Below are 21,565 nucleotides of genomic sequence, written 5' to 3' on the forward strand. Positions count from 1 at the left end.
GTCCGTGCTTGATATACGCAGGCGGGCGAACACTGGATGCGGTGCGCGGAAAATTTATTTCGGCTGGACTCCACAAGGCTTGCCGAACGGCTGGCGCAACGCAGCAGACGCGGGGAACAATCCTGGTCCTTGCCAGTCCAACGGACTGTTTTGCGCCACCCGTTGGGTGGCATTCATGGCCCAAGAGGTTGTTTCGATGAAGATTTCACGCGGTATTGCACTGGCTTCGCTCATGACCCTGGCGGCAAGCCCGGTTTTCGCCGCTTTCAACCTGAGCGATGTGGCCAACGCAGTCTCCGGTGCGCAAGGCAATCAGAGCGGCGACGCAGCGGTCGCGGCAATACCGCAAGCGGCCGGTTTGCTCGACACGCTCGGTTCGCAGCTCAATATCACTCCGGAACAGGCGATCGGCGGTACCGGCGCGATGCTCGGGCTGGCGAGAAATCAGCTGAGCAGCAGTGATTATTCGCTGCTGGGCAAAAGCGTGCCGGGCCTGGATCAGCTCACGGGTAACGGTGCATTGGGCGGCTTGGGTGGTTTGAGCACAATGCTCGGCGGCCAGTCTGGCCAATCACCATTGCTGGACGGCCTGCTGGGCAATGTCAAAGACACCAACGACCTGAACAATGCCTTCGGCGCCTTGGGCATGGACAGCGGAATGGTCGGCCTGTTTGCCCCGGTGATTTTGCAATTCCTCGGTCAGCAGGGCGTTGGCGGTTCGCTGCTGCAAAGCCTGGGCGGGATCTGGGGCGCCGGTAGCTGATTCAACGACGCTCGGCGCGCAAGGCGTCGATGCGCTGGTCCTTCTCGGTCCAGAGCTGGTTGACCCAGTTCTGGACGGTCTGGCGAAACACCGGATCGTTTTCGTAATCACCCTGCCACAACGCCGGGTCCAGCTCTCGGGTCTGGATGTCGATGATCACCTTGGGCACATCACCGCTGATCAAACTCCAGAAGCCCGGGATCTTTTCCTGCGGGTAAACCACAGTAACATCCAAAACCGCATCCAGTTGTTCGCCCATGGCCGCCAGCACGAAGGCCACGCCGCCGGCCTTGGGGTTGAGCAAATGGGCGAACGGTGAATGTTGCTGCGCCCGTTTGGTCGGGGTGAAACGGGTCCCTTCCAGGTAGTTGACCACGGTCACCGGCTGACGCTTGAACAGCTCGCAGGCGACTTTGGTGATCTCCAGATCCTTGCCGTGCAGCTCCGGGTGTCTGGCCAGAAACGCCTTGGAGTAGCGCTTCATGAACGGGTAGTCGAGCGCCCACCAGGCGAGTCCGAGAAACGGCACCCAGATCAATTCTTTCTTGAGGAAGAATTTGAAGAACGGCGTGCGTCGGTTGAGGGTCTGGATCAGTGCCGGGATGTCGACCCAGGACTGGTGGTTGCTGATCACCAGGTAGGAGGTGTCCTGCCGCAGACCTTCACCGCCGCGAATGTCCCATTGGGTGGGGATGCACCGGGCGAAGATCAGCTTGTCGATTTCGGCCCAGGTTTCGGCGATCCACATCACCGCCCAGGAGGCGTAATCGCGCAGGCGGCCGGGCAGGATCAGTTTGAACAGGGCAAACACCATCAGCGGTCCGAACAGGGCCAGGGTGTTGAGCAACAGCAGCAGGGTAACGAAACTGCCGGTGAGCAGGCGGCGCATAAATAACTCTTGAGATCATCAGGGCGCGCCATGATAAGCAGCTTGGGGTCAGAGGCCAAATGCTGACGCACTGACGAATGTTTCACCTTTGGTTGGGTAGGGTGGTTTTCGAATTGCAACGCCGATCCCTTGGATGATCGTTCCCACGCGCCGCAAAGGAATGCCTCGCTGGACGCTCTGCGTCCGCTCTTGTGACGCAGAGCGTCACGGGCTGCGTTACCACGCAGAGCGTGGGAACGATCTAACTTACTGTGCTTTTTGCGGTCTAGAATTCGACGTCATCGCCCCATTCCCCCAAGGAACCCTCCCACCGTGAAATCCGTTCTTGTTCTGTTGTCCCTCCTGGCCCTGCCGGTCATGGCCGCCGAGCCGACCCTTTACGGGCGCTACGAATACATCAAGCTGCCGGAGCTCGGTGAGACCCTTCAAGCCAAAATGGACACCGGGGCCCTGACCGCATCGCTGTCGGCCAAGGACATCGAGACTTTTACCCGTGATGGCGAAAACTGGGTGCGTTTCCGCCTGGCGACCAAGGGCGCAAGCAGCAAGGTCTATGAGCACAAGATCGCGCGGATCAGCAAAATCAAAAACCGCGCCGATGAAGAAGACGACGGCGTGAGCGAAGTCAGCAGGCGCCCGGTCGTCGATCTGGAACTGTGCCTGGGCAACGTCAAACGCACCGTCGAGGTCAACCTGACTGACCGCAGCAGCTTCAACTACCCGCTACTGATCGGCGCCAAGGCGTTGCGTGGGTTCGGCGCGGCAGTGAACCCGGCGCGGCGCTTTACGGCGGATAAGCCCGATTGCTGATTCGGCTTTACCGCTGGGCCTGATTCATGAGTAGTTTTTGATCGCACCCACGCTGGTGCGTGGGGACGATCAGTACTGAGTTCAAACCGGCGGCTGAGTTTCGATCATCGACGGTCGCTGACTGACTTCGGCATACCAGGCACTGAGTTTCGGATTGGCTGCGCGCCAGTTCAGGTCCGGGTGGCGGAAGTCCAGGTAACCGAGGGCGCAGGCGACACTGATGGCGGCGACGTCGAAATGGCAGGTGAGTTCGGCGATGGCGTCTTGCTCAAGAACGGCCAGGGCGCGGCGGATTTTGTCGCGTTGGGCTTCGAGCCACTCGTCCCAGTGTTTTTCCGGGGCGCGCAGGGCGACTTCATAGCGCACCAGCACCGAGGCATCCATGATTCCATCGGCCATCGAGGCCAGGGTCAGGCGCCGCCAACGGGCCGAGCCATCACGGGGGATCAGTGGATTGCCGACGTGTTGATGGTCGAGGTAATCGAGAATCACCCGGCTGTCGTGCAGCACGTTGCCGTCGGCCAGGCGCAGGGCCGGGATTTTGCCCAGCGGGTTGTCCTGATTGAGGGCAGCGTCCGGGCTGACCGGGCTGAGTTGGCTGTTTTGCAGCGCCACACGGTTCAGTTGACCGGTTTCGTGGAGCAGCACCATTACTTTGCGAACGTAGGGCGAGGCAGGGTTGTGGAACAAGGTCATGCTGGGGGTGAACATGGCTTTCCTCGGCGGTGATCAGGGAACAGGGGTTTAGCCTAGTAAGTTCCGGGGCTGCTGGCGAGGGTTCTGTGTCGCTGGTGGAATCGCTTCGCGGGCAAGCCTCGCTCCTGCACCTTCATCCTGGGGGTGACCACCTCCCCGTAGGGGCCGGCGATTATTTGTTAAAACGAATGCGCTTGCTGCCGGCGTTTCCACTGGCTCAGGCGCTGTTGCAGATTCAGCGGGCTATGAATCTGCTGCTGCCGGGCACGGCTGAACAGGATCAACGCCAGTTCGGCGGTGGCCAGGGCGTCGGCGCTGGCGTGGTGGCGTTCGCCGACCTGCAATTTGAAATGCTTGAGCCAGTCATCCAGTCCGGCTTCGCGGATGTGCACCTGGGGACAGAGCAGCGGCGCCATGTCCGCGATGTCCAGAAATGGATGCTGCAAGCGATAACCCAGGCTGTCCTTCAAGGCTCGCCCGAGCATGTGCTGATCGAACGGCGCATGGAAGGCCAGCAACGGGCTGTCGCCGACGAACTCCATGAAGTCCAGCAAGGCTTCGACCGGATCGCTCCCGGCGGCGATGGCGCTGGGACCCAGACCGTGGATCAGCACACTGGGGCTGAGTTTGTGCTCAGGGCGCTGCAGGGTTCGCTCGAATTGCTGGCTGAAATCGATAGCGCCGTCCTCAATCACCACCGCGCCGATGGACAGCACCAGATCCTTGTTCAGGTTCAGCCCGGTGGTTTCCAGATCGAGCACCACCCAACGCTGCTCGCGCAGGCTGCATTCGCCCGGCTCCGGGGGGACCGCCAAGCGCTCCAGTCGCAGTTTCTGCTCGGCGGTCAGTGTCGGGCTGTTGAGACGCAGCCAGGAGAACAGGTTCATAGCTGATACCTATGCATCAGGCTGCTTTGCAGACGTTGGGCCTGGCGCAATGACTCACGCAGGATTCGCCGATCCAGGTGATTGAGGCTGTCGGGATCGACCCGGTTGGAGTAGGGCAGGTTTTCGCGCGATTGCAGCTGATGTTGCTGCATGCGGGTTTGCTGGATGAAGTGGTAGGCCTCCTCATAGGCAGCACCGTCCAGCCGTTCGATAACCTCCTTGGCTACCAGTTGGCGCAAGCGTTCCAGGGTGTTGTTGGCTTCAATGCCGTTGGCCAGAGCCAACAGTCGTGCGCCGTCGACGAAGGGGGTCAGCCCCTGAACTTTCAGATCCAGTGTGGCTTTTTCGTTGCCTTTGCGGGCCAGGACGAACTCGCGCAAACGCCCCACGGGCGGGCGATGGCGCAAGGCGTTTTGCGCCATCATGCGCTGGAACAGAGGGTTGTCGGCAACCTGCAGGAGAATGTTACGGCGCAATTGCTCACAGCCCTGCTCATCACCCCAGACCACCCGCAAGTCGAAATAGATGCTCGAGCCCAGCAGGTTCTCCGGAGTCGCTTCACGGATAAACGCCGCAAAACGCCGGGCCCACTCGGCACGAGACAAACACAGCTCGGGGTTGCCGGCCATGATGTTGCCCTTGCACCGCGTGAAACCGCACAGCGCCAGGCTCTGATTGATCTGCTGCGCCAGTGGCAGCAACTTGCTACGGATCTCGGCGGCGTGTGCGGCGTCTTTCGCTTCGAAGAGAATGCCGTTGTCCTGATCGGTATGCAGCGTCTGCTCGCGACGACCTTCGCTACCAAAACACAGCCAACTGAACGGCACACCGGGGTCGCCCTTGTCCGCCAGCGTCAACTCGATAACGCGGCACACCGTATGGTCGTTGAGCAAGGTGATGATGTGGGTGATCTGGGTCGAGGATGCGCCGTGGGCGAGCATGCGCTCCACCAGTTGGCCGATTTCGCCGCGAATCGCCACCAGGTTTTCCACCCGAGGCGCGTTGCGGATGGTCCGCGCCAGTTGCACCAGATCGACCCGTTGCAGGGAAAACAGATCACGCTCCGAGACCACGCCGCACAGGCGTTGATCCTTGACCAGGCAGACATGCGCGATATGCCGTTCGGTCATGGCAATTGCAGCATCGAAGGCACTGTGATCCGGCGTCAGGAAAAACGGCGCCTGGGTCATGTGCTGTTCGATGGCCTGGTTGAAATCGCTGGTGCCATCGGCGACCACCTGGCGCAGGTCGCGCAGGGTGAAAATGCCGATTGGGGCTTTTTGTTCATCGACCACGACGATGCTGCCGACCTGCTGCTCGTGCATCAGCGTCACCGCTTCGCGCAATGGCGTCATCGGACTGCAGGACACCGGGTGGCGCATGGCCAACTCGCCCAGGCGGGTGTTGAGCGAATACTGGGTGCCGAGGGTTTCCACGGCTTTTTGCTGAACTTGCTGGTTGACCTGATCAAGCAGGCTGCTGACCCCGCGCAGAGCGAAGTCGCGGAACGGGCTCGATTGCGCGAACAACTTGATAAAGGCCAACTTGTTCAGTTGCAGGCAAAAGGTGTCTTCCCCCGCCAGGTGTTCGGTGCGGGTCGCACGTTCGCCGAGCAGTGCGGCAAGCGGGAAACACTCGCCAGTGGTGATTTCGAAGGTGGTTTCGGTACCGCCCTTGGCGGGGTGCGGGCGTTCACCGACCACTCGCCCTTGCTTGACGATATAAAAGTGCTCAACCGGCCCGTCGGCGGGTTTGATGATGCTGTCGCCCGGCGCATAGAAGCGCAGCCGGCATTGCTCGACCAGGTAAGCCAGGTGAGCGTTTTCCATTTGATTGAACGGCGGGAACCGCTGAAGGAATTGCATGGTGCCGTGGATGTTCTGCAACACCGCGGTTTTCCCTGCCTGGGTGAAGGCATCCGCTTTACTCATAACCATTACCGCAGTCTTTTTTGAATTGTCGTTGTCAGATCATTAGCCATGGTCGGCCCCTCTACGCAGGGTGCCCATTGGACGTAAGTCTATGTAGCCGCTGTACTAGTGGCCTGTGTGGCTAGTTCTGTTAGTCAACTTCGGCGCCAGCAGCCCATATCCTGCGTTGCTGTTCCTCGCCATAGCGGGCTATGACTCGTCACAGCGCCTTGGCTCTGGGCCGCCGGCATCCGAATTTGAGCTAACGAACTAGCCACACAGGCCACTAGTAAGAGTTGTCTTACGCAATAAGTGCGAAAAACCTTTCATAAGCCCTCTTGGAAAATTATCCGACGAAGTGCACATTGGAGTCTGGCTTAGCGATGTCAGACCACTGTGCTAGGGGATTGATTAGAAAACGTAGAGAAACGTATGTCTGACCACGATATTTTGAGTGATGCCGAGCGCGAGGCGCTGAGCGCCGTCATGCTGGAACCGGATCTGCCGCCGCAGCGCGTGTTGATCGCCGATGACGATAAGGACGCGCGCGAGCTGTTGGCGGAAATTCTTGGTCTGGATGGCATTCGCTGCATGACCGCAGCCAGCGGCAAAGCGGCGCTGGAACTATTGGACTCGAATAAATCGATTGGTCTGCTCATCACCGATCTGCGGATGGCACCGTGCAATGGTCTGGATTTGATACGCAAGGTGCGCGAGTCGGAGCGGGCGGAGCTGCCAATAATCATCATTTCCGGGGACGCCGATGTCCGCGATGCCATTGATGCGATGCACTTGAGTGTGGTGGATTTCCTGCTCAAGCCGATCGATGCTGGCCAGTTATTGGCGCTGGTGAAGCATGAGCTGGGAGTGGTGCCGTAGGGGGCGAATTTAGGTTGCCTGTCATATCGCCATCGCGGGCAAGCCTCGCTCCTACAGGTACATGCAGTCCGTAGGAGCAGGGGGGACGCCTAGTTCTTGCCCGCGATGGACTCACTGCACAATCCAAGCGAACACAAAAAAGCCCTGATCTTGCGATCAGGGCTTTTTGTTATCTACCGCTAACGCTTATTCACAGACCATTCCTGGCCTTGAACTCGCGGCGGCGACGGTGCAGGACCGGCTCGGTGTAACCGTTCGGCTGTTGGGTGCCTTCGATTACCAGTTCGACGGCCGCCTGGAAGGCGATGTTGCTGTCGAAGTCCGGTGCCAGCGGACGGTACAGCGCGTCGTTGGCGTTCTGGCGATCAACCACCGGCGCCATGCGCTTGAGGCTTTCCAGTACCTGGGCCTCATTGACGATGCCGTGACGTAACCAGTTGGCGATGTGCTGGCTGGAAATACGCAGCGTGGCACGGTCTTCCATCAGGCCGACGTCGTTGATGTCCGGTACTTTCGAGCAACCCACGCCTTGGTCGATCCAACGCACCACATAACCGAGGATGCCCTGGGCATTGTTATCCAGTTCGTTCTGGACTTCTTCGGCCGACCAGTGGGTGTTGCTCGCCAACGGGATGGTCAGGATATCGTCGATCGACGCGCGACCACGCTTGGCCAGCTCGGCCTGACGGGCGAACACGTCGACCTTGTGGTAGTGCAGCGCGTGCAGTGCAGCTGCGGTCGGCGATGGCACCCAGGCAGTGTTGGCGCCGGCCAGCGGATGAGCGATTTTCTGCTCGAGCATCGCGGCCATCAGGTCGGGCATGGCCCACATGCCTTTACCGATCTGGGCGCGACCTTGCAGGCCGGTGCTCAAACCGATATCGACGTTCCAGTCCTCGTAGGCGCCGATCCACTTCTCTGACTTCATGGCCGCTTTGCGCACCATCGCGCCCGCTTCCATGGAGGTGTGGATTTCATCGCCGGTGCGGTCGAGGAAACCGGTGTTGATGAACACCACACGCTCGCTGGCCGCTTTGATGCAGGCCTTGAGGTTGACCGTGGTACGCCGCTCTTCGTCCATGATGCCGACTTTGAGGGTGTTGCGTGGCAGGTCGAGAACCTCTTCGATGCGACCGAACAGCTCGTTGGTGAACGCCGCTTCTTCCGGGCCGTGCATTTTCGGTTTAACGATGTAGACCGAGCCGGTGCGGCTGTTTTTGCGCGAGCTATTGCCGTTGAGGCTGTGAATCGCTGCGAGGCTGGTGACCAGACCGTCGAGAATCCCTTCCGGCACTTCGTTGCCGTCTTTGTCGAGAATCGCGTCGATGGTCATCAAATGGCCAACGTTACGCACGAACAGCAGGGAACGGCCGTGCAGGCTCAGTTCGCTACCGTCGAGCGCGGTGTAGCGGCGGTCGGCATTCATGGTGCGAGTAAAAGTCTTGCCGCCCTTGGACACTTCTTCGCACAGGTCGCCCTTCATCAGGCCGAGCCAGTTGCGGTAGATCACCACTTTGTCATCGGCATCGACAGCGGCGACCGAGTCTTCGCAGTCCATGATGGTGGTCAACGCAGCTTCCATCAGCAGGTCTTTGACGCCGGCAGGGTCGGTCTGGCCGACGGGGGAGCTGGCGTCGATCTGGATTTCGAAGTGCAGACCATTGTTTTTCAGCAGGATCGCGGACGGCGCCGCGGCGTCGCCCTGGAAGGCGATCAGCTGTGCGTCGTTGCGCAGGCCGCTGTTACTGCCACCTTTAAGGCTGACCACCAGTTTGCCGTCGACGATCTTGTAGCCGGTGGAGTCGACGTGGGAGCCGGCCGCCAATGGCACGGCTTCGTCGAGGAAGGCGCGGGCGAAGGCAATGACCTTGTCGCCACGGACCTTGTTGTAACCTTTGCCTTTCTCTGCGCCATCGGCCTCGCTGATGGCGTCAGTGCCATACAACGCGTCGTACAGCGAGCCCCAGCGAGCGTTCGAGGCGTTGAGGGCGAAGCGGGCGTTCATCACCGGTACGACCAGTTGTGGACCGGCCATGCGAGCGATTTCGTCGTCGACGTTTTGCGTCGTTGCCTGGAAATCGGCCGCTTCTGGCAGCAGATAACCGATGTCTTGCAGAAAGGCTTTGTAGGCCACGGCGTCATGGGCCTGGCCTGCTCGGGACTGGTGCCAGGCATCGATTCGCGCCTGGAGGTCGTCGCGTTTGGCGAGTAGGGCTTTGTTCTTCGGTGCCAGGTCATGAATGACCTTGTCAGCACCGGCCCAGAACTTATCGGCGGTGAGGCCGGTACCGGGAATGGCTTCGTTGTTCACGAAGTCGAACAGGACTTTGGCGACCTGCAGGCCACCGACTTGAACGTGTTCAGTCATTGCTTGCCTCACTCTGCTCAGCTATTTCGCTTTTCAGCTCTTCAATTTAACAATGAAGCCTCTGGCCATTTAAACCACAAACCCCCGCACCAGTACATGCCATTGCTGGCGGCTGGGTGGGTCCAATCAACGGCTCCAAGCCTTGCTGATAGGGCTTTTCGGGGTTGCGATGGCGCCTTGGCAGACATCGATCCAACGTTATGTAGTGCGCGCTACGGCATACTACATGATGAATTGCGGTTGTGAAAATTAGACTAAATACGTCGTTTAGCGACTTAAGCCAGCTATCCGGTCACGCTGGGGGACAGGATGTTCTCAAAAAACTATTGGATTGTTCCAGATAAATATAAAAACAGTACACGATTAGTTTTCTGCAGGAGCGAGCTTGCTCGCTCCTACAGGGTAAGCAGCAAGGCAGTTTGACCGCATGGATGCAAGGCTTGCCTATACTTGCCCTTCTATAATAAAAGTCATGACAAGAGGGCTGCGCCATGGACCACCTCGTACTTACCGTATTCGCCCCGGATAAAGCCGGTCAGGTCGAGCGCATCGCCCAGTGCATTGCCGAGCACGGCGGCAACTGGCTGGAAAGTCGTATGTCGCGCATGGCTGGGCAATTCGCCGGGATCCTGCGGGTCGGCGTGCCGGCCGAAGCCTATGATGAATTGGTGGATGCGCTGCAAGGGCTGTCAGAGCAAGGTATCCGCGTGATGATTGCCGAAAGCAGTATCGAGCAATCCTGCACCTGGAAGCCGATCGCTATGGAGCTGGTGGGCAATGACCGGCCGGGGATTGTGCGCGATATCACGCGGCTGTTGACCGAACAGGGTGTGAACCTGGAGCGGCTGGTCACTGATGTGCGGCCGGCACCCATGAGTAGCGAACCGCTGTTCCATGCCGAAGCCATTCTGGCGGTGCCGTTGACCTTGTCCCTGGATGTATTGCAGGCGCGCCTGGAAACTCTGGCGGATGACTTGATGGTCGAATTGGTGCTGCGTAGCGAGGTGTAAGCCAGAGGCAAAGGTTATCCAAGTAAAACGTGCACCTGCCTGTGGATAACCTGTAGAGATGCACCGCAAGCCCGGGCCGGCCGGGGTTCTTCAGGAACTGAGCAAAAAACGAACAGTTTCAAGGGCTTGTGCACAGACGGCGGGGATCACGCTGTGGATAACCTTGGGAAAGATGCTTGCAGGCCACGTCAATCGTGGCCTGCAGAGCTTTGTGTGTTTTTTGATCAGGCGCGCCGGCGCAGGCTGATCCAGGCATCCACGCTGTAAATTGCCAGACCTGCCCAAATAAACACGAATGCGATCAAGGTGCTTGAAGACAAATGCTCGCCAAACAACAGCACTGCCTGCGATAGCACCAGGGTCGGCGCTATGTATTGCAGGAAGCCCAGGGTGGTGTAGGGCAAGTGTCGTGCCGCCGCGTTGAAACACACCAGCGGCACCAGGGTGATTGGCCCTGCGGCCACCAGCCACCACGCTTGGGAAGTCCCCCAGAACTCAACCTGAGCGCTGGTCGCTACCGGGTTGAGCAGCAACCATGCAAGGGCAATCGGTACCAGCATCCAGGTTTCCACCACCAGCCCGGGCAACGCCTTGACCGGTGCCTGCTTGCGGATCAGTCCATAGAAACCAAAGGTCAGCGCCAGTATCAGTGATACCCACGGCAGGCTGCCGACTTGCCAGACTTGCTGCGCCACACCAATGGTCGCCAGGCTCACTGCCAACCACTGCATGCGCCGCAGACGCTCGCCCAGCAACAGCATGCCCAGCAGCACGTTCACCAGCGGATTGATGTAATAGCCGAGACTGGCTTCGAGCATGCGGCCGTTATTCACCGACCACACATAGGTCAGCCAGTTGGCCGCGATCAGCATGCCGCTCAAGGCCAGAATCGCCAGTCGCCGCGGGTTTTCGCGCAGTTCGCGCCACCAGCCAGGGTGCTTCCAGACCAATAGCAGCAGTGAGCCAAACAGCGCAGACCAGAGCACCCGGTGGACGATGATTTCCACAGCGGGCACGCTGGCGATGGCTTTGAAGTAGAGCGGGAACAGTCCCCAAATGATGTAGGCGGTCAGACCCAGAGTGTACCCGCGACGCGGGTTGGCGGCTTGCATGCAGAATCCTTGCTTAGGCAGCTAACAAAGCAGTGATTGTAGGGTGGTTGTATAGATGTGTCGTGTTCGCTTTTTTTGTAGGAGCGAGCTCGCTCGCGATGGACTCAAGGGCGACGCGTTTATTCAGAAAACACGCGTTATCGTTAACGTCCATATCGCGAACAAGCTCGCTCCTACAAGGGATCAGAACAATTTCAGAGGTTCTTCGTTTAACGCCGCAAGCTGCTCGCGCAATGCCAATACCTGATCGCCCCAATAACGCTCCGTACCGAACCACGGGAAGCTGCGGGGGAATGCCGGATCATCCCAACGTCGGGCCAGCCAGGCGCTGTAGTGCATCAGACGCAGAGCACGCAACGGTTCGATAAGCGCCAGCTCACGCGAGTCGAAGTCATGGAACTCGCTGTAGCCGTCCATCAATTCGGACAGCTGACCGAGACATTCCTGACGGTTGCCGGCGAGCATCATCCACACATCCTGCACCGCCGGGCCCATGCGGCAGTCGTCGAGGTCGACGATGTGGAACATTTCATCGCGGCACATCATGTTGCCGGGGTGGCAGTCACCGTGCATGCGGATGTTCTGATGGGGCGTGGCCTGGTAGACCTCTTGCACCCGCTTGAGCAGATCGCGGGCGACCGACTCGTAGGCAGGAAGCAAGCTGCGAGGAATGAAATTGCCTTCGAGCAAGGTCGTCAGTGAATCTTGGCCAAAGTTTTTCACCCCGAGGGCTTCGCGGTGTTCGAATGGACGGGTGGCACCGACCGCATGCAAACGGCCGAGCAATTGCCCGAGGCGATACAGCTGATCCAGGTTGCCCGGCTCTGGCGCACGGCCGCCACGGCGTGGGAACAGGGTGAAACGAAAACCCGCGTGTTCGAACAGGCTTTCGCCGTTGTGCACAATGGGGGCTACCACTGGAACATCGCATTCGGCGAGTTCGTAGGTAAAGCGGTGTTCTTCGAGGATCGCCTCGTTGGTCCAGCGCTGTGGGCGGTAGAACTTGGCGATCAGCGGCTCGGAGTCTTCGATGCCGACCTGGTAAACGCGGTTTTCGTAGCTGTTGAGCGCCAGAATACGGGCGTCGCTGAGAAAGCCGATGCTTTCAACAGCATCGAGCACCAGGTCGGGTGTAAGGGTTTCAAACGGATGGGCCATGCTGACTCCTGCGCGCAGCAGGCTGCCGCGTCCGGCCAGACATGGTAGCGCAGACGGAGCGTCTTTAGTGGTTGATCGTTCCCACGCTCTGCGTGGGAATGTCTCACTGGACGCGCAGCAATCGCTTCGGCAGTGACGCAGAGCGTCACTGGCTGCATTCCCACGCAGAGCGTAGGGAACGATCGTTACGCGCCGATGATTCCGCCATCTTCACGGGTGATCGCCATTACCGACGACCTCGGCTTGCCGTTGGGCAAGTGCTCCGGGAAGGTCGAACCGCCGTTCTCGCCCGGGTGCTGAATACCGACGAACAGCGTTTTGTGATCCGGCGAGAAGCTGATACCGGTTACTTCGCAACCCACCGGGCCGACCATGAACCGACGGATCTCACCGCTGGCCGGATCGGCGCAGAGCATCTGATTGTTGCCCATGCCAGCGAAGTCTCCGCTGTTGCTGACGTCGCCGTCGGTGAGAATCCACAGTCGGCCAGCATTGTCGAAACCCAGGCCGTCCGGGCTGTTGAACATATTCTGCGGGGTGATGTTCGACGAGCCGCCTTTGGGTCTACCGGCATGTACGGCAGGATTTCCCGCCACTACAAACAGATCCCAGGAAAAGCTCATGGCCGCGTGGTCGTCGTGGTTTTCCTGCCAGCGCAGAATCTGCCCGTAGACGTTCTTCTCCCGCGGGTTCGGGCCGCCGACCGGTTGGCCGTCTTCGCCGCGCTTGGCGTTGTTGGTCAGGGTGCAATAGACCTGGCCGTCTTTGGGGCTGACGACGATCCATTCCGGACGGTCCATGCGTGTGGCGTTGACCACGCTGGCGGCAAGGCGCGCGTGGATCAACACTTGCGCCTGGTCGGCAAAACCGCTGCCGGCATCGATACCGTTTTTACCGTGGGTCAACTCAAGCCACTGACCCTGGCCTTTTGGATGATCCGGGTTGCCGTCGCCGGCATCGAAACGCGCAACATACAGCGTGCCGTGATCCAGCAGGTCGCGGTTGGCTTTCGGGTCGCGGTGATTGATTTTGTCGCGGCTGATGAACTTGTAAATGAACTCGCCGCGCTCATCGTCGCCCATGTACACCACGGCGCGACCGTCGCTGGTTTCGGCCAGTGCGGCGTTTTCATGTTTGAAGCGGCCAAGGGCGGTGCGTTTGACCGGGGTTGACTGTGGGTCGAAGGGGTCAATCTCCACGACCCAGCCGTGACGGTTGAGTTCGTTGGGGTTTTTCGCCAGGTCGAAACGCGGGTCGTGTTGATGCCAGTTGATTTCTTTGCTGGTCGCTACCGCGCCATAGCGTTTCTGCGCGGTGTCGAATTTCTGCTCGGGATTGCTGCTGCCAAAGCAGTCGGTAAAGTTCTCTTCACAGGTCAGATAGGTCCCCCACGGCGTTTTGCCGTTGGCGCAGTTCTGGAACGTGCCGAGGACTTTTTTGCCGTGCTGGTCGGTGCTGGTTTTCAACAGGTCATGCCCGGCGGCCGGGCCACTCAGGCGCAGCGGCGAGTTGCCGTGTATGCGGCGGTTGTAGCGCGAGCCCTGGACGAATTGCCACTGGCCGTTTTTGCGTTGCACTTCGATCACCGAGACGCCTTCGCTGGCCAGAGCCTTGCGCACATCTTCCGCCGACTGGGGCATGCCGCCATGGGGGTAGAGGTAGCGGTAGTTGGTGTATTCGTTGTTGATCGCCATCAGCGCACGGTCATGGTCGCCGGGGAAGGCGAACAGGCTCATGCCGTCGTTGTTGTCGCCGAACTGGACTTCCTGGGCCTGGGCTGTGCCATTGCCGCTCGGGTCGAAAGCCGGGCCGTTCTTTTGCAACGCCTGGCCCCAACTGATCAGTACCGACGATGTGTAGCCCGGCGGCAGGCTGATGGTGTCGCTGGTGGCGGTGGCAATGCTGTTGAAACCCAGCAGTTCGCTTGAGCCGGTGCTGACGCTGGCGGCCAGAACGCTGCGGCTCAGCAGGTTGCCGCCCAGAAACATCGCCGCGCCACACAGGGCGCCGGCACTGATAAAGCCGCGGCGGCTTAGGCCGACAATTTTTTCGAGGTCGGTGGGCTGGTTTTCTTCCAATAGATTCACATCAAGCTCCCTGCAGGTTTTTGCAGGCACCTTAACGAGCGCCGATGAAGGAAATGTTTCAATAATTTTTCAAGCTGCGCCGAGCCCCCGTAGCAGCTGCCGAAGGCTGCGTCCGAGGGCGAAGCACTCGCAATCCGGTTAACTCAATAAAAGGTCAGAATTGCAGTGCCTGAATTTACGACTGCTGCGCAGCCGAACGCAGCCTCGCAGGCTCGACAGCTGCTACACGCAGCCGGACGCAGCCTTCGGCAGCTGCTACGGGATATGCGTCCGCCCTTGGTTATAGCGGTGTGCCGAGCAATACGTTGGACGGTGCGAACTGCACCAGGACGGGTTTTCCAGTCGCCAGCACCAAGGTTCTAAGGTGTAACGGCTCGGCCAACGCACATAAGGTTTGCCCGTTAGGCAGGGCGATCCGTACCTCGCTGGGGCCGTCTTCGGCGTCGAGAATTTCTTCGATAATCCCGCTCAGGCAATTGTGTCCAGGTGTTGCAGCCTGATCGATAGCCAGCAAATCGAGCCAGCCAGCCTTGATCAACGCCACCACTTCAGTGCTCATTTCCAGCTCTAATCGCAGGGTGCTGTCGTGGGTGATCTGCGCCTGGATCGTCAGTCCTTCGGCCAGCTCCAGGCGGACCAGATCATTGCGCCCCTGACTGTCGATGGCCACGACCTTGCCGTGCAGTTGATTACGCGCGCTGGTCCTGAGCATCAAACGGCCGAGCAGGTCCAGGTCACTGGCATCTTCCGCGGCCTCCAGCACCTGAGCTTGCAAGGCTTGCAGACGTTGATAGAGCCGCAATACCCGCTCACCCTCTGTGGATAACTTCGCGCCACCGCCGCCCTTGCCACCGACGCTGCGTTCGACCAAAGGCTTCTGTGCGAGGTTGTTCAACTCATCGATGGCATCCCAGGCCGCCTTGTAACTCAATCCCGCGCTTTTTGCGGCGCGTGTGATCGAGCCTTGCTCGGCAATGTGTTGCAGCAAGGCGATGCGCTGTGGACGACGGACGATGTGTTGAGTCAAAAGCGTGGGCAAGGACATGGCGGCGCGCTACGAGCTGTATTGATGGGGTTGGACGTTGGCGCCTTGGCGCGTGAGAGTCAAGTCAGGTCAACTCGCCGGGTTTGGGGGTTCTGGCCAGGCAATAGACGTCGACCCGTCGGGCTCCCGCGTTCATTAACAAGCGGGCGAGGCTTTCGGCGGTGGCGCCGGTGGTCAGTACATCGTCGATCAACGCCAGGTGCCGACCTTTGATCTGCGCATCGGGCAGCAGGGTGAATGCCCTTCGCAGGTTGAGTTTGCGCGCCTTGGCATCCAGGTCCTGTTGCGCGGCAGTGTCCTGAGTCCGCAGCAGCAGGCGTTCATCGCAGGGGAGGTTCAGGCTGTCGCCGAGCCAGTGAGCGAGCATCGCCGCCTGGTTGTAGCCGCGCTCGCGCAGGCGCTTGTTGGCCGAGGGCACAGGGACCAGGGCCTCGGGCCGTGCGAGGTCCTCATCAAAGCGATGTTGCAGCGATTGGCTGAGTAGTTCGGCCAGCAAGCGCCCAAACGGCCACTTTGCGTTGTGCTTGAAACGGGTAATCAAGCTGTCGATCGGAAAGCTGTAAGTAAAGGGTGTTACGACCTGTTGAAAGGCCGGGGGCTTTTTCAGACATTGGCCGCAAGTCAAACCGGCCATGGGCAAGGGCAGGGCGCAAACCTGGCAGTGATCACCGAGCCAGGGCAGCTCACTTTCACAAGGTGTGCAGATGGGGTGAGGGGTGTCGGTGAGTTCGTCACAGAGCAAACAGGTCTGTTTGTTTTTTGACCAGATGTAAACCGGTCCTTTGTATTGTGGTTGACAGTGCATGTCTCTTCCTTAAATATGCCGAACATCCGTGTCGCGTCTGTGGGTATTACATGCCGCAGCCGCTTGCCAAGCATAAACAAGGAATTGCCAATGAGCGCCAGCACCACTGCCAACCTGCGTCATGACTGGTCTTTAGCCGAAGTCAAAGCGCTGTTCGTTCAGCCCTTCAATGACCTGCTGTTCCAGGCGCAGACGGTGCACCGCGCGCATTTCGACGCCAATCGCGTGCAAGTCTCGACGCTGCTGTCGATCAAAACCGGTGCTTGCCCGGAAGATTGCAAATATTGTCCGCAGTCCGGTCACTACAACACCGGTCTGGAAAAAGAAAAACTGCTGGAAGTGCAGAAGGTCCTCGAAGAGGCCGCTCGCGCCAAGGCCATTGGTTCGACCCGTTTCTGCATGGGTGCAGCCTGGAAACATCCGTCGGCCAAAGACATGCCCTACGTGCTGGAAATGGTCAAAGGCGTGAAGGCCATGGGCCTGGAAACCTGCATGACTCTTGGCCGTCTCGATCAGGACCAGACCGCAGCCCTGGCCCAGGCCGGTCTGGACTACTACAACCACAACCTGGATACCTCGCCCGAGTTCTACGGCAGCATCATCACAACTCGTACTTACGGCGAGCGCCTGCAAACGCTGGCGTACGTGCGTGACTCCGGAATGAAAATCTGCTCCGGCGGCATTCTCGGCATGGGTGAGTCCCTCGATGACCGCGCCAATCTGCTGATCCAGCTGGCCAACTTGCCAGAGCATCCGGAGTCGGTGCCGATCAACATGCTGGTAAAAGTCGCCGGTACGCCGCTGGAAAACGCCGATGACGTCGACCCGTTCGACTTCATCCGCATGCTGGCGGTTGCGCGAATCCTGATGCCGCAGTCCCACGTGCGTCTGTCCGCTGGCCGTGAGGCGATGAACGAGCAGATGCAGGCTTTGGCCTTCTTTGCCGGTGCCAACTCGATTTTCTACGGCGATAAATTGCTGACCACCGCCAACCCGCAGGCTGACAAGGACATGCAACTGTTCTCGCGCCTGGGCATCCTGCCGGAAGCTCGCGAAGAGCACGCTGACGAAGTGCATCAGGCGGCCATCGAGCAGGCGCTGGTGGAACAGAAGAGCAGCGAGCAGTTTTATAACGCCGCTGTTTGAACCTCGCCCCCCTGTAGGAGCGAGCTTGCTCGCGATAGCGGTGGCACAGTCAACGTCAATGTTGAATGTCAGACCGTCATCGCGAGCAAGCTCGCTCCTACATTGGGATTGGGCAATTACCCACATCCTGTGATCTGCCCCCGAGGCCTGCATGTCTTTCGATCTCGCCGCACGCCTTGCTGCTCGTCGTGCCGAAAACCTTTATCGCCATCGTCCTCTGCTTGAAAGCCCCCAAGGCCCGGAAGTGGTGGTCGACGGTCAGCCGTTGCTGGCGTTCTGCAACAACGATTACCTGGGCCTGGCCAATCATCCGCAAGTGATTGAAGCGTGGCGCGCCGGGGCGGCTCGTTGGGGCGTGGGCGGTGGCGCTTCACATCTGGTGATCGGCCACAGCGCCCCGCACCATGCGCTGGAAGAAGCCTTGGCCGATTTGACCGGCCGCCCGCGGGCGCTGCTGTTCACCACCGGTTACATGGCCAACCTCGGCGCGGTCACGGCGCTGGTCGGGCAGGGCGATACGGTGCTGGAAGACCGGCTCAATCATGCATCGTTGCTGGATGCCGGGCTGTTGTCCGGCGCTCGCTTCAATCGCTATCTGCATAACGATGCGATCAGCCTGGCCAAGCGTCTGGAAAAAGCCACCGGCAACACGCTGGTGGTGACCGATGGCGTGTTCAGCATGGACGGCGACCTCGCCGATTTGCCCGCGCTGGCCCGGGTGGCCAAAGCCAAAGGCGCCTGGTTGATGGTCGATGACGCCCACGGCTTTGGTCCGTTGGGTGCCAACGGCGGCGGGATCGTCGAGCACTTTGGTTTGAGTCAGGAGGATGTGCCGGTATTAGTCGGCACGCTGGGTAAAGCCTTCGGCACGGCGGGGGCGTTCGTCGCCGGTAGCGAAGAGCTGATCGAAAGCCTGGTCCAGTTCGCCCGGCCGTACATCTACACCACCAGCCAACCGCCGGCACTGGCTTGTGCCACGCTCAAAAGCCTCGAACTGCTGCGCAGCGAGCATTGGCGACGTGAGCACCTGAATGCGCTGATCCGCCAGTTCCGCCACGGCGCCGAGCAGATTGGTCTGGAACTGATGGACAGTTTTACGCCGATCCAGCCGATCATGATCGGCGATAGCGGGCGCGCCGTTCGCTTGTCGCAGATGTTGCGCGAGCGCGGCTTGATGGTCACTGCGATTCGTCCGCCGACCGTGCCGGCCGGCAGCGCACGTTTGCGCGTGACCTTGTCCGCGGCCCACAGCGAGGCTCAGGTCCAGCTATTGTTAAATGGACTGGCAGACTGCTTTAGCGAATTGGGACCGGAGCCAAGCCATGCGTGATCGACTGATTCTGCTGCCCGGTTGGGGCCTCGGCATTTCGCCGCTGGAACCGCTGGCGGCTGCTTTGCAGGGGCTGGACGAACACCTGCGGGTCGATATCGAACCGTTACCGGAGCTTGAATCGGGTGACCTGGATGAGTGGCTCGACGAACTCGACGCAATCCTGCCGGACAATGCCTGGCTGGGTGGTTGGTCACTGGGTGGCATGCTCGCCTCGGAACTGGCCGCCCGACGTGGCGATCGTTGCTGCGGTTTGCTGACGATGGCCAGTAATCCTTGTTTTGTTGCCCATGACGAATGGCCGAGCGCGATGCAGGGGGAAACCTTTGATGCGTTTCTTGCCGGGTGCGGGGCCGACCCGCGGGGGACGCTTAAGCGTTTCGGCCTGCTCTGCGCCCAAGGCGCCAATGACCCGCGCGGCATAGCGCGTCTGTTGCTCGGTGGTGCGCCGAATACACCGCCTTCAGCCCTGTTGAGCGGGTTGGAGTTGCTCGCGCAACTGGATACCCGCCAGGCCTTGCAATCCTTCCGTGGCCCGCAGTTGCATCTGTTTGCCGGGCTCGACGGCCTGGTCCCGGCCGAAGCGGCGGGGGCGTTGCTGGCGTTGTTGCCGGATGTCGAAATCGGTCTGATTGAACAGGCCAGCCACGCGTTTCTACTGGAAGACCCCCACGGTGTGGCGGGGGCGATCCAGGCCTTTTTGCATGAGTCCGGTGATGACTGATTTGTCCCTCCCCAATCTTCCCGGCGGCCTGCCCGACAAGCGTCAGGTAGCGGCGTCCTTTTCCCGCGCGGCGGCCAGTTATGACAGCGTGGCTGAGTTGCAGCGGGCGGTTGGCGGTGAATTGCTGAGCCGCTTGCCGGGTGACTTCTCCCCCGGTCGCTGGTTGGATATGGGCTGCGGCACGGGTTATTTCAGTCGCGTTCTGGGTCAGACATTCCCCGAGAGCGAAGGGCTGGCGCTGGACATTGCAGAAGGCATGCTCAACCACGCTCGCCCGTTAGGTGGTGCAGTACATTTCATCGCCGGCGATGCCGAGCGTTTACCGTTGCAGGCGCAGAGTTGCGAGCTTGTTTTTTCCAGCCTGGCGGTGCAGTGGTGTGCGGACTTCAGCTCGGTGCTGAGTGAGGCGCATCGCGTACTGAAGCCTGGTGGCGTGTTGGCGTTTGCCAGTCTGTGCGTCGGTACGTTGTATGAATTGCGCGATAGCTGGAGCCAGGTGGATGGCATGGTTCACGTCAATCGCTTCCGCCAGTTCAGCGCTTATCAGCGGCTGTGTGCTGCCAGCGGTTTGCGTGTAGTCAGCCTGGAAACTCGCCCGCATGTGTTGCATTACCCGGACGTGCGCAGCCTGACTCACGAGCTCAAAGCCTTGGGCGCGCACAATCTGAACCCCGGTCGGCCGGGTGGTTTGACGGGCCGGGCGCGGATACTCGGTTTGATCCAGGCCTATGAACAGTTTCGTCAGGCACAAGGGCTGCCTGCGACTTACCAAGTGGTCTACGCCGTATTGGAGAAACCTTTATGAGTGCAGCCTATTTCATCACCGGCACTGATACCGATGTCGGCAAGACCACCATCGCCGCAGGCCTGTTGCATGCTGCGCGCTCGGCGGGATTGAGCACGGCGGCGGGTAAACCGGTGGCCTCCGGCTGTGAGCTGACGCCCAAGGGGCTGCGCAACGCCGATGCACTGGCGTTGCTGGCTGAATGCTCATTGCCGCTGAGTTATGCCGAGGTCAACCCGGTGGCATTCGAGCCGGCGATCGCACCCCATCTGGCGGCCCGCGAGGCGGGCGTGGCGCTCACTGTTCAGTCGTTGTTGGCGCCGATGCGGCATATTCTGGGCCAGCAGGCCGACTTCACGTTGATCGAAGGCGCTGGCGGTTGGCGAGTGCCGTTGGCCGATCAGGACAACCTGTCGGACCTGGCGATGGCCCTGGCTTTGCCGGTGATTCTGGTAGTGGGTGTGCGCCTGGGTTGCATCAGTCATGCGTTGCTGACGGCCGAGGCGATTGCCCGGGACGGTCTGCAGTTGGTGGGTTGGGTGGCCAACATCATCGATCCCAAGACTTCGCGTCTGGAGGAGAATCTCGCGACTCTGGCCGAACGGTTGCCCGCGCCGTGTCTCGGTCGGGTGCCCAAGCTCAAGGTTGTCACAGCAGAAGCGGTGGCCGAGTATTTGCAACTGGACCTTCTAGACTAGATTTTGCCTATGATAAGGCACTATGCCATTAGTGTTTTTATCGGGCCTTTTCCGGGTGGGTCTGCTTCAATGGACGCTGTTTATCCTCTGCAGGATTGAGTTCTTCCATGGAAATCTCAGGGAATACCGCTTTCTACGCTGGTCTGAACACTCTCCAGACAGGGCAGAATCGTGTCGATCAGGCTGCCGGCCAGATCGCCAACACGACTGTCGAACGCGCGCTCACCAGCCAGTCTTCCGAGGCCCAGGTCGATCGCCTGCGCTCGGTAGATCGCAGCCAGCAATCGGATCTGGCGAGCAGCATGGTCGATATGTCCATGGGCAAGATTCAGGCGGAACTGGGGGTCAAAGTCGCCAAGGCGTCCGATGAAATGCTCGGTACGCTGATCAATACCTACGCGTGATCCCACGCTGATTTTTCTGCTCCTGCGCCGTGCGTTGCATGGCGTTCTGTCGGGCATGTC

The 21,565-nt window shown here is 60.0% G+C and carries 20 protein-coding genes; 10 read left to right on the plus strand and 10 right to left on the minus strand.

Translation table 11 applies throughout. The features are described from left to right. Positions 1 to 196 precede the first annotated feature (196 nt). Positions 197 to 763: a DUF2780 domain-containing protein gene (locus tag AC07O1_RS14500; RefSeq protein ID WP_495089149.1), complete on the plus strand. Its 567-nt coding sequence runs from the start codon at positions 197 to 199 to the stop codon at positions 761 to 763. 1 nt (position 764) lies between these two features. Here AC07O1_RS14500 and yihG read toward each other — a convergent pair whose 3' ends face one another. After that, positions 765 to 1,652, minus strand: a complete 888-nt coding sequence (yihG, locus tag AC07O1_RS14505) for a 1-acylglycerol-3-phosphate O-acyltransferase, YihG family (protein WP_495089150.1) — start codon at positions 1,650 to 1,652, stop codon at positions 765 to 767. Between the two features lie 312 nt (positions 1,653 to 1,964). Here yihG and rloA2 point away from each other — a divergent pair, with 312 nt between their 5' ends. Continuing rightward, on the plus strand, positions 1,965 to 2,462 hold the full coding sequence (gene rloA2 / locus AC07O1_RS14510) for a retropepsin-like aspartic peptidase RloA2 (RefSeq protein ID WP_494990607.1): 498 nt from the start codon (positions 1,965 to 1,967) through the stop codon (positions 2,460 to 2,462). 81 nt (positions 2,463 to 2,543) lie between these two features. Here the strand turns inward: rloA2 and AC07O1_RS14515 are convergent, their stop codons facing one another. The 3 genes from AC07O1_RS14515 to AC07O1_RS14525 form a co-directional block, all read right to left on the minus strand. After that, positions 2,544 to 3,173 carry a glutathione S-transferase gene (locus AC07O1_RS14515; RefSeq protein ID WP_495089151.1) on the minus strand — a complete coding sequence of 210 codons (630 nt, stop codon included), beginning with the start codon at positions 3,171 to 3,173 and terminating at the stop codon, positions 2,544 to 2,546. Positions 3,174 to 3,337: 164 nt separating this feature from the next. Then, positions 3,338 to 4,045 carry a 3'-5' exonuclease gene (locus tag AC07O1_RS14520; protein WP_495022754.1) on the minus strand — a complete coding sequence of 236 codons (708 nt, stop codon included), beginning with the start codon at positions 4,043 to 4,045 and terminating at the stop codon, positions 3,338 to 3,340. After that, entirely contained in the window at positions 4,042 to 5,982 is a 1,941-nt protein-coding gene (locus tag AC07O1_RS14525) for a putative nucleotidyltransferase substrate binding domain-containing protein (protein WP_495089152.1), read from the minus strand. Before AC07O1_RS14525 ends, AC07O1_RS14520 begins: the two co-directional genes overlap by 4 nt. Before the next feature lie 405 nt (positions 5,983 to 6,387). Between AC07O1_RS14525 and AC07O1_RS14530 the strand changes: the two genes are divergently transcribed. Further along, the gene (locus AC07O1_RS14530) at positions 6,388 to 6,834 is read left to right on the plus strand and encodes a response regulator (RefSeq protein WP_494990603.1); all 447 of its coding nucleotides are present in this window, start codon (positions 6,388 to 6,390) and stop codon (positions 6,832 to 6,834) included. Between the two features lie 190 nt (positions 6,835 to 7,024). Here the strand turns inward: AC07O1_RS14530 and AC07O1_RS14535 are convergent, their stop codons facing one another. Then, positions 7,025 to 9,202, minus strand: coding sequence for a malate synthase G (locus tag AC07O1_RS14535; RefSeq protein WP_495022755.1), 2,178 nt, complete (start codon positions 9,200 to 9,202; stop codon positions 7,025 to 7,027). A 491-nt stretch (positions 9,203 to 9,693) separates the two neighbouring features. Here AC07O1_RS14535 and AC07O1_RS14540 point away from each other — a divergent pair, with 491 nt between their 5' ends. After that, positions 9,694 to 10,212, plus strand: a complete 519-nt coding sequence (locus tag AC07O1_RS14540) for a glycine cleavage system transcriptional repressor (RefSeq protein ID WP_494990601.1) — start codon at positions 9,694 to 9,696, stop codon at positions 10,210 to 10,212. Between the two features lie 224 nt (positions 10,213 to 10,436). On the opposite strand, the gene rarD is transcribed toward AC07O1_RS14540, so the two are convergent. From rarD to AC07O1_RS14565, 5 genes are all read right to left on the minus strand, one after another. Beyond that, positions 10,437 to 11,324, minus strand: a complete 888-nt coding sequence (gene rarD, locus AC07O1_RS14545) for an EamA family transporter RarD (RefSeq protein ID WP_495022756.1) — start codon at positions 11,322 to 11,324, stop codon at positions 10,437 to 10,439. A 183-nt stretch (positions 11,325 to 11,507) separates the two neighbouring features. After that, complete coding sequence (locus AC07O1_RS14550; RefSeq protein ID WP_495089153.1) at positions 11,508 to 12,482, minus strand: serine/threonine protein kinase; 975 nt, start codon at positions 12,480 to 12,482, stop codon at positions 11,508 to 11,510. A 185-nt stretch (positions 12,483 to 12,667) separates the two neighbouring features. After that, positions 12,668 to 14,569, minus strand: coding sequence for a PhoX family protein (locus AC07O1_RS14555; protein ID WP_495089154.1), 1,902 nt, complete (start codon positions 14,567 to 14,569; stop codon positions 12,668 to 12,670). Between the two features lie 280 nt (positions 14,570 to 14,849). Next, a complete protein-coding gene (locus tag AC07O1_RS14560) occupies positions 14,850 to 15,614 on the minus strand; it encodes a TOBE domain-containing protein (RefSeq protein ID WP_495089155.1) in 765 nt (254 codons plus the stop codon). Positions 15,615 to 15,678: 64 nt separating this feature from the next. Then, positions 15,679 to 16,419 carry a ComFC family protein gene (locus tag AC07O1_RS14565; protein WP_495089156.1) on the minus strand — a complete coding sequence of 247 codons (741 nt, stop codon included), beginning with the start codon at positions 16,417 to 16,419 and terminating at the stop codon, positions 15,679 to 15,681. Positions 16,420 to 16,509: 90 nt separating this feature from the next. Here AC07O1_RS14565 and bioB point away from each other — a divergent pair, with 90 nt between their 5' ends. The 6 genes from bioB to AC07O1_RS14595 all read left to right on the plus strand — a co-directional run bounded on the left by bioB (position 16,510) and on the right by AC07O1_RS14595 (position 21,505). Then, positions 16,510 to 17,565, plus strand: coding sequence for a biotin synthase BioB (bioB, locus tag AC07O1_RS14570; protein ID WP_495011980.1), 1,056 nt, complete (start codon positions 16,510 to 16,512; stop codon positions 17,563 to 17,565). Between the two features lie 151 nt (positions 17,566 to 17,716). Next, the gene (gene bioF, locus AC07O1_RS14575) at positions 17,717 to 18,895 is read left to right on the plus strand and encodes an 8-amino-7-oxononanoate synthase (RefSeq protein WP_495089157.1); all 1,179 of its coding nucleotides are present in this window, start codon (positions 17,717 to 17,719) and stop codon (positions 18,893 to 18,895) included. Beyond that, entirely contained in the window at positions 18,888 to 19,619 is a 732-nt protein-coding gene (locus AC07O1_RS14580; RefSeq protein ID WP_494990593.1) for an alpha/beta fold hydrolase, read from the plus strand. The genes bioF and AC07O1_RS14580 overlap by 8 nt, the downstream gene beginning before the upstream one ends. Then, complete coding sequence (bioC, locus tag AC07O1_RS14585) at positions 19,612 to 20,424, plus strand: malonyl-ACP O-methyltransferase BioC (protein ID WP_495089158.1); 813 nt, start codon at positions 19,612 to 19,614, stop codon at positions 20,422 to 20,424. Before AC07O1_RS14580 ends, bioC begins: the two co-directional genes overlap by 8 nt. Next, positions 20,421 to 21,101: a dethiobiotin synthase gene (gene bioD / locus AC07O1_RS14590; RefSeq protein WP_495089159.1), complete on the plus strand. Its 681-nt coding sequence runs from the start codon at positions 20,421 to 20,423 to the stop codon at positions 21,099 to 21,101. Before bioC ends, bioD begins: the two co-directional genes overlap by 4 nt. Before the next feature lie 107 nt (positions 21,102 to 21,208). Next, positions 21,209 to 21,505: a pyrroloquinoline quinone biosynthesis protein PqqE gene (locus AC07O1_RS14595; RefSeq protein WP_495089160.1), complete on the plus strand. Its 297-nt coding sequence runs from the start codon at positions 21,209 to 21,211 to the stop codon at positions 21,503 to 21,505. Positions 21,506 to 21,565 lie beyond the last annotated feature (60 nt).

It is taken from the genome of Pseudomonas sp. GW821-FHT07G10 (assembly GCF_059418545.1).